This window comes from Bacillus sp. AF62 (genome assembly GCF_050312695.1).
Lineage (GTDB): Bacteria > Bacillota > Bacilli > Bacillales > Bacillaceae_G > Bacillus_A > Bacillus_A cereus.
In genome coordinates this window covers 1-2911 of the sequence record NZ_JBNPJZ010000124.1, presented here as the reverse complement: position 1 = coordinate 2911, position 2911 = coordinate 1, and the positions used below count along the sequence as shown (strand labels likewise).

Sequence of the window (2911 nt, the reverse complement as noted above, 5' to 3'; positions counted from 1 at the left end):
CGCATAGGTACCCCCCATTCCATAAAAAAATCAAAATATATTTTTACCGCTCTCCTCCCCCCGTTGAATGGTCCTCCAAATAAAGACCAAAACTTTTGACCGGGGGGCTGTTTAAGAAACTAATTCAAAGTATCTTTCAATAAAATCCAAAATAAAAAAGACTTCTTCACTAGAAATCTTTAGAACGTCTGTAGTAAATATTAAATTCTCTTCTTCTTGTAATCTTTCTCTAACATCAGTAAGTTTAAGTCGATTGCACTTTCTTGGGTTCACACAGTCTCTTATTTGGCAGTAACGCCAGTAAGAATACTTTCGGAACTGATTAAGCATGTCACGTTCATATGACGTATGCTCGTCCTTCTCAGCGTATCGAATCATTAAATCAGTATCAAATGTCCAACTACCATCAACTATAATCATTGTTACCACCGTTCCTCATTCATGAACTTAGGTTTACTATTACTATTACTAATCATCTTATCCTTTCCATCAGCAATGTTATGACAACGAACACAAAGGTATTCAAGGTTGTCTAGGCCTAATGCGAGATGTGGATGCGTCTTAACTGGTTTGATATGATTCACATCCATTTTCATCTTACGCCCACGCTTATCAAGTGTATCCCGTGTCGTTACCTTCCCTTTTTGTTTGCAATGCTCACATTCATTCTTAGCTCGTTGAATTGCTTTTAATCGCAAAGCTCTCCACTCTTTAGACTTATAAAATTTCATAAGCTGATCTTCTTTTATAAGTTGGATAAGGTACTCTGCTCTCATTACCTCACTCCTATTTCGATTCCTGTATTTCTGTTAGCACTTCTAACTCCTCAACAATCCAAGTTCTTTTTGGATAAGTGACTGGTGGTAAAGAAACATGCTTAGTAGTTTTTGTTACCTTATAATCTTTCCCAAGCTCATCTAGTGCATCAATAATCTTTAACAACCTTTCTTTATCCTCAATCCTTGTTATATACATTCGTGTCCCCCCTTATCTTTCTCTAACAAATCATCCAATAACTTGTTTATTAAACTTGTTATAACTTCTTCTCTATCCTCAAGGGATGTACTAACTTGTATCTCATCAAATAATTTACATACGCTTGCTAATCTCTCTAGTCCCACATATTTCTTTAATTTTTTTCTACTACGAAGAGTTTGAAGAATTATTCCAATAATCATCGCCTTTTCGAGCTTATTCAATTCCACTCTTCCATCCCCCCTTACCTTACCTTTCCTTAACAACAAATAGGACGCCCCAAAATTTCAGTAGCGCCTGTAATAGTCCCTATTAGCATAATTATAATTGTTCACCTTTAATTACCCCTGCTGTTATTTTGTAATCCTCTACTTCTTCCCTCTCAATCAAATGCTCAATCCCTTTTACTCCTTCATCGTTAACATGTAGAGTTACTCTTTTTAAAATTTGAATCACGTCATCCAATGTTTTAATTTTATTGGAATCAATCTTGTTCGAATATGTAGGTCTAAGGTGTATTTCATTTTTGTTTTTCACTGTCAATTTTTGTTCGTCCATCATTCATCCTCCTCAAAAATAAAAAGCATCCACTTGGATGCTTTTACTTTCTTATTGTTAAATCAAATGTAATTTTATTAACACTATCATCTACATCTGCAACATAATCATTTAACCTCTTTTGCACTCTTATAGTTTTATTAGATGTATTATATCCAATCTCCCTAATAAGTTGTATAAGTACTTCTGTTAAGTCTCCACCCAAATTTTCTTCTGCTGAACCATTATGTAAAAACGTAAAACTAATATCATCGCCAGTTGCTTGAAACTTTTCAATATCTGTACCTTCGTGATTAGAAAGTTTATAGATTACTAACTGTTCCTTTTCATTCACGCCACCTACACTAATTAATAATCTTCCTAATTGAGATGGTATTTTAGATATAAACTCTTTAATCTCTGGCACAATCTGTTCCAAAACATACCCTTGCTCCTTAAAAGGAAGAAACTCTAACAACATTTCACACAATCCTTTTGAACCTGCAAAAGCAATATATTGATTCGGTGATATTTTTTAAAATTTCTTATAGTTCTTTTGAAGAATTGTTTTATCAGAAGTACTGGTAACTTGCCCATCAGTTACAACTGTTATAAATTTTTCAGTTTGTATAACAGATACAAAGCTCATCTTCTCACCTCTAATATTTTTATATGAAATAATCATATCATGTTTATAGGCTTAAGAATATATCTGTTCCATTCGGTAAATGAAGTTTTATTCTTCTCTCAGCTAACAACCACGACAGACACTATCGGCAAACTTATCAGGTTTCCCTCAGTCCATCTACCTAGGATATTGTTAGCTCAAAGAAGAGCAAATGCTCTCCTTAATAACGGTATCATTCAATCATTACCATCTGCTGGTTTCGGATTTTATGTGCCATCATTATGAAACCGTTTAGACAACATATAGTTTATAAAGGAAAATTGTGAGTTGTGTTTTCCGCCACTTCTCACAATACAAATATATCATGTTAAAAACCAAAACGTGTCCGTAAATCGTTCGCAAATAGTCCACAGATAGTTCACGTATAGTTCGCGTATAGTTCGCGTTTTTTATTTATGTATTTTTTTCACATCGTTTTTCATCCTCTTTTCACATAGTTTTGAATAAATATGTTCTTTAATCCTAAGAAATGAATTAGCTATAACCTAGATTGTGTTAAATTCACCTATTCCGTTTAACCTTAGATATACCAATCTCTTTCGCATTTTATAAAAATGAATTTGACACTTTCAGTTTAAAGCTAATTCAATAAGTGATAAAAAAATAAAGGAGCTAGATTCTAAACTTCCTTTGGTAATCATTTAATGTATCTTGCTCCATTCCAATGTATCTCAATGTTTCTTTCTGATCTGTATGATTTAACATCTTTTG

6 protein-coding genes and 1 pseudogene are annotated in these 2911 nt (G+C 33.3%); all 7 read right to left on the bottom strand.

Annotated features, from left to right (window positions below; all coding sequences use genetic code 11):
* Positions 1 to 111 precede the first annotated feature (111 nt).
* Positions 112 to 420, bottom strand: a complete 309-nt coding sequence (locus tag ACQRBL_RS29365; RefSeq protein ID WP_197265735.1) for a hypothetical protein — start codon at positions 418 to 420, stop codon at positions 112 to 114.
* A 2-nt stretch (positions 421 to 422) separates the two neighbouring features.
* Positions 423 to 776, bottom strand: coding sequence for an HNH endonuclease (locus tag ACQRBL_RS29360; protein WP_411996804.1), 354 nt, complete (start codon positions 774 to 776; stop codon positions 423 to 425).
* 10 nt (positions 777 to 786) lie between these two features.
* Positions 787 to 975 carry a hypothetical protein gene (locus tag ACQRBL_RS29355; protein WP_411996803.1) on the bottom strand — a complete coding sequence of 63 codons (189 nt, stop codon included), beginning with the start codon at positions 973 to 975 and terminating at the stop codon, positions 787 to 789.
* Positions 966 to 1205: a hypothetical protein gene (locus tag ACQRBL_RS29350; RefSeq protein WP_197263221.1), complete on the bottom strand. Its 240-nt coding sequence runs from the start codon at positions 1203 to 1205 to the stop codon at positions 966 to 968. The genes ACQRBL_RS29355 and ACQRBL_RS29350 overlap by 10 nt, the downstream gene beginning before the upstream one ends.
* 91 nt (positions 1206 to 1296) lie before the next feature.
* Positions 1297 to 1533, bottom strand: a complete 237-nt coding sequence (locus tag ACQRBL_RS29345) for a hypothetical protein (protein ID WP_197265733.1) — start codon at positions 1531 to 1533, stop codon at positions 1297 to 1299.
* Positions 1534 to 1576: 43 nt separating this feature from the next.
* Positions 1577 to 1951, bottom strand: a complete 375-nt coding sequence (locus ACQRBL_RS29340; RefSeq protein ID WP_411996802.1) for a hypothetical protein — start codon at positions 1949 to 1951, stop codon at positions 1577 to 1579.
* A gap of 861 nt (positions 1952 to 2812) precedes the next feature.
* Positions 2813 to 2911: pseudogene (locus ACQRBL_RS29335) on the bottom strand (site-specific integrase); the annotation flags it as partial.